The organism is Methylibium sp. (assembly GCF_013817365.1).
Lineage (GTDB): Bacteria > Pseudomonadota > Gammaproteobacteria > Burkholderiales > Burkholderiaceae_C > Methylibium.
The window spans coordinates 1-4,363 of sequence record NZ_JACDCU010000352.1; the positions used below are offsets into that span (position 1 = coordinate 1).

General features: G+C 68.6%; 2 protein-coding genes. Both read right to left on the reverse strand.

Going from position 1 to position 4,363, the window contains the following annotated elements:
- Positions 1-2,527: excinuclease ABC subunit UvrA (locus H0W38_RS17435; protein ID WP_292456416.1), on the reverse strand; the 2,527-nt coding region annotated here is incomplete at its 3' end.
- Positions 2,528-2,682: 155 nt separating this feature from the next.
- Positions 2,683-4,314 carry an alpha-amylase family protein gene (locus tag H0W38_RS17440; protein ID WP_292456419.1) on the reverse strand — a complete coding sequence of 544 codons (1,632 nt, stop codon included), beginning with the start codon at positions 4,312-4,314 and terminating at the stop codon, positions 2,683-2,685.
- Positions 4,315-4,363 lie beyond the last annotated feature (49 nt).

Below are 4,363 nucleotides of genomic sequence, written 5' to 3' on the forward strand. Positions count from 1 at the left end.
CCCCGGGCCCCACGTCGATGACCCAGTCGCTCTGCGCCACCATGTGCAATTCGTGCTCCGCCACCACCACGGTGTTGCCCGCATCGACCAGCCCCTGCAATTGCGCCAGCAGCTTGTCCACATCGGCCGGGTGCAGGCCGGTGGTGGGTTCGTCCAGCACGTAGAGCGTGGCGCCGCGTTGCGGGCGCTGCAGTTCGGTGGCGAGCTTGATGCGCTGGGCTTCGCCGCCCGAGAGTTCGGTGGCCGGCTGGCCGAGCCGCAGGTAGCCCAGGCCGATGTCCTTCAGCAGCGACAGCGGCTTGCTCACCGCGCTCTCGCCGGCGAAGAACTCCACCGCCTCCTCGACCGTCATGTGCAGCACTTCGGCGATGTTTCTCTCGCGCCAGGTCACCTCAAGGGTCTGCTCGTTGTAGCGCGCGCCGTGGCAGCTAGGGCACGGCGCATACACGCTCGGCATGAACAACAGCTCCACGCTGACGAAGCCTTCGCCTTCGCAGGTCTCGCAGCGACCCTTGGCCACGTTGAACGAGAAGCGCCCGGCATCGAAGCGCCGCGCGCGCGCTGCCTGGGTGGCGGCGAAGAGCTTGCGCACGGCATCGAAGAGGCCGGTGTAGGTGGCGAGATTGGAGCGCGGCGTGCGGCCGATGGGTTTCTGGTCCACGCGCACGAGCCGGCGTACGTGCTCCATGCCGGCGTGGATGCGCCCGCCGGTCTCTGCCGACACCCTCGGCGCGAGTTCGTCACCCTCCTCTTCCTCGGGCGGCGGCGGCTCGTGCCCCAGGTGCTCGAGCACCAGTTCCACCAGCGCCTGGCTCACCAGGCTCGACTTGCCCGAACCCGACACGCCCGTCACCGCCGTGAAGGTGCCGAGCGGGAAGCGGACGTCCAGCCCCTTCAGGTTGTTGCGCGTCACGCCCCGCAGCTCAAGCCACCCCGACGCGGTGCGCGGCCTGCGCGGTGGCGTTGTGCCGTCGGCGAACAGGTAGCGCGCCGTGTGCGAGGCCTTCACCGCCTTCAGGCCGGCCGGCGGCCCGCTGTAGAGAATGCGGCCGCCTCGCTCGCCGGCATCGGGGCCCACATCGACCAGCCAGTCGGCGCGGCGCATCACCTCGAGATCGTGCTCCACCACGAAGATGGAATTGCCGGCGCGCTTGAGCTGCTGCAGCGCGAGAAGCAGGGCCTCGTTGTCCGCCGGGTGCAGCCCGGCCGAGGGCTCGTCGAGCACGTACACCACACCGAACAGGCTGGAGCGGATCTGCGTGGCCAGACGCACGCGCTGCAGTTCGCCGGGAGACAGGGTCGGCGTGCCGCGGCCGAGCGCCAGGTAGCCCAGGCCGAGCTGCTGCAGGCTCTCGATGCGCTCCACCAGATCGTGCGCGATGCGCTGGGCCGCGATGCGCTTTTCCACTGAGAGGTTGGGGGTGCGGCGCACGTCCTTTGTCGCTGCATGGGCCGAGCCACCCGCGGCCACGCGCAGTGCGGTGTCCTTGGCCGCCGCCGCACGGCTGAGCACCGAGCGGTCACCCGCATCATCGAAGCGGCCCTGCGCCGCGGGCCGCAGCAGCTCGGCAACGCGGTCGAGCGGCAACTCGGCCAGGGTGCCGATATCGACGCCTGCGAAGGTGACCGACAGCGCCTCGCGCTTGAGCCGCTTGCCCTCGCACACCGGGCAGATGCCACCCGTCATGAAGCGCGACACGCGCTTTTTCATGAGCGCGCTCTGCGTGTTGGCGAAAGTGTGCAGCACGTACTTGCGCGCGCCCGTGAAGGTGCCCTGGTAGCTCGGCTCCGTCTTGCGGCGCAGGGCGGCGCGGGTCTCTGTGGGCGTGAAGCCGGCGTACACCGGCACGGTGGGCTGCTCATCGGTGTAGAGGATCCAGTCGCGATCCTTCTTCGGCATATCACGCCAGGGCGTGTCCACGTCGTAGCCGAGAGTGACGAGGATGTCGCGCAGGTTCTGGCCGTGCCAGGCCGGCGGCCAGGCGGCGATGGCGCGCTCGCGAATGGTGAGCGAGTCGTCGGGCACCATGGAGCGCTCGGTCACCTGGTACACGCGGCCCAGGCCGTGGCAGTTGGGGCAGGCACCTTGCGGCGTGTTGGGCGAGAAGTCTTCCGCATAGAGCGTGGGCTGGCGCGGCGGGTAGTTGCCGGCGCGCGAGTACAGCATGCGCAGCAGGCTCGCCAGCGTGGTCACGGTGCCGACCGAGGAGCGCGCGCTCGGCGTGCCGCGCTGCTGCTGGAGCGCCACGGCCGGCGGCAGGCCCTCGATGGCATCGACGTCGGGGCTGCCGACTTGCTCGATCAGCCGGCGCGCGTAGGGCGCCACCGATTCGAAGTAGCGCCGCTGCGCCTCGGCGTACAAGGTGCCGAAGGCGAGAGACGATTTGCCGGAACCCGAGATGCCGGTGAACACGACGAGCGCGTCGCGCGGGATATCGACGTCGATGTCCTTGAGGTTGTGCTCGCGGGCGCCGCGCACGCGCACGAAGCGGCTGGCAGGGTGCTCGTCGTCGGCGTGCTGGCTCATGTTCGGGCCTGTGCAGCGACCCTCACTGGCAGTGCGCGCAGCGGCTTGCAAGCCGCTGCCGCGAGCGGGAGAGGGAGAGGGAGAGGGAGCAATTCAACGGCTCCGTCTCCCTGGTTTTCAGGGCTTGCAGCGACGGCAAGACAACTCCCACTCACTCACCCCGCGGCCACGCTGCGCAGCCAGCGGTAGCCGTAGGGCTCGAGGTCGATGCGGTAGCTGCCGTCTTCTTCCGCCTCGCAGCGGTGGAAGGCCAGCACGTCGTGCAGCCTGCGCGCCGGATCATCGGCCGGCAGCATGCACTTCGCGCGCCGCGCGCCCAAGTTGTGCACGGCGTAGACGGTCGAGCCGTCGAGGTCGCAGCGGTGCGCGAGCACTTCCGCGCGGCCGGTGTCGATCCAGGTGCAGGTGCCCAAGCCGAACTCGGGGCACTCCTTGCGCCGGCGCAAGGCCCGCTCGAGCCAGTTGAGCAGGGACTGCGGATCGCGCCGCTGCGCCTCGACATTGACGGTCGGGTAGCCGTACTCGCCCTCGGCGATCGGCGGCAGCGAGAGCCGGTCGGCCGCCGCATTGGAGAAACCGCCATTGGCCCGGTCGCTCCACTGCATGGGCGTGCGCACGCTCTCGCGGTCGGGCAGCGATAGGTCGTCGCCCATGCCGATCTCGTCGCCGTAGCGCAGCACCGGCGTGCCCGGCAGGGTGAGCATCAGGCTGTGCGCGAGTTCCAACCGGCGCCGGTCGTTGCCCATCATCGGCGCGAAGCGACGGCGAATGCCGCGACCGTAGATCTGCATGTTCTCGTCGGGGCCGAAAGCGCGAAATACCTCTTCGAGCTCGCTCTTCTTCAACCGCCCGAGGTCGAGCTCGTCGTGGCTGCGAATGAAGTTGTTCCACTGGCACCAGACCGGAATCGGCGGCAGCTGCTCGTAGGCGCGGCGGATCGGCGTGGCGTCCTTGCGGGCCAGTGCCAGGAACAGGTGCTGGTTGACCCAGAAGTTGAACGACATGTGGATCTTGTCGCCGTCGCCGAAGTAGTCGGGCACCTCTTCGGGCAGCAGGTTGGCCTCGGCCATCAGGCAGGCGTCGCCGCACAGTTGCTGCACGTGATGGCGCAGTTCGCGCAGGTAGGCGTGCGCGTCGCCCTGGCCTTCGAGAGGCGTGCCCTTGAACTCGATCAGGAACGGCAGCGCGTCGATGCGAAAGCCGGTCACGCCGAGTTGCAGCCAGAAGCCGGTGATCCGTTCGATCTCGCGGCGCACCGCGGGGTTGGTGATGTTGAGTTCGGCCTGGTGGTCGTAGAAGCGATGGAAGTAGTAGGCCTTGGCCTCGCGGTCCCAGGTCCAGGTGGTGTCCTGCTCGCCGGGAAAGACCGTGCCCTCGTGCGCGTCTCCGGGCTTCTCATCGGACCAGACGTAGTAGTCGCGATAGGGCGATTGGGCATCGCTGCGCGCGGCCTGGAACCACGGATGATCGATCGAGGTGTGGTTGACCACCAGGTCGATCATCACGCGCATGCCCTTCTCGCGGGCGTGGCGCGAGAACTCCACGAAATCGCCCAGGGTGCCCAGGCGCGGGTCGACGCTGTAGTAGTCGGTGATGTCGTAGCCGTTGTCGCGCATCGGCGAGGGAAAGAACGGCTGCAGCCAAATGCAATCGACGTTTAGGCCGGCCAGGTAGTCGAGCTTCCCCGCCAGACCGGTGAAGTCGCCGACGCCGTCGCCGTTGCCGTCGGCGAAGGTCTTGACGTCCAGGCAGTAGAGGACCGCGTTCTTGTACCAGGGCTCAGCCATGAGGTTCCTTTTCGGGTCGGGTCGCTTGCCAGGCGCGCAGCAGTTCGGC

Bases quoted from the DNA above. Each gene is read 5' to 3' on its own strand.
- H0W38_RS17440 (WP_292456419.1), bottom strand. From the start codon at position 4,314: ATGGCTGAGCCCTGGTACAAGAACGCGGTCCTCTACTGCCTGGACGTC.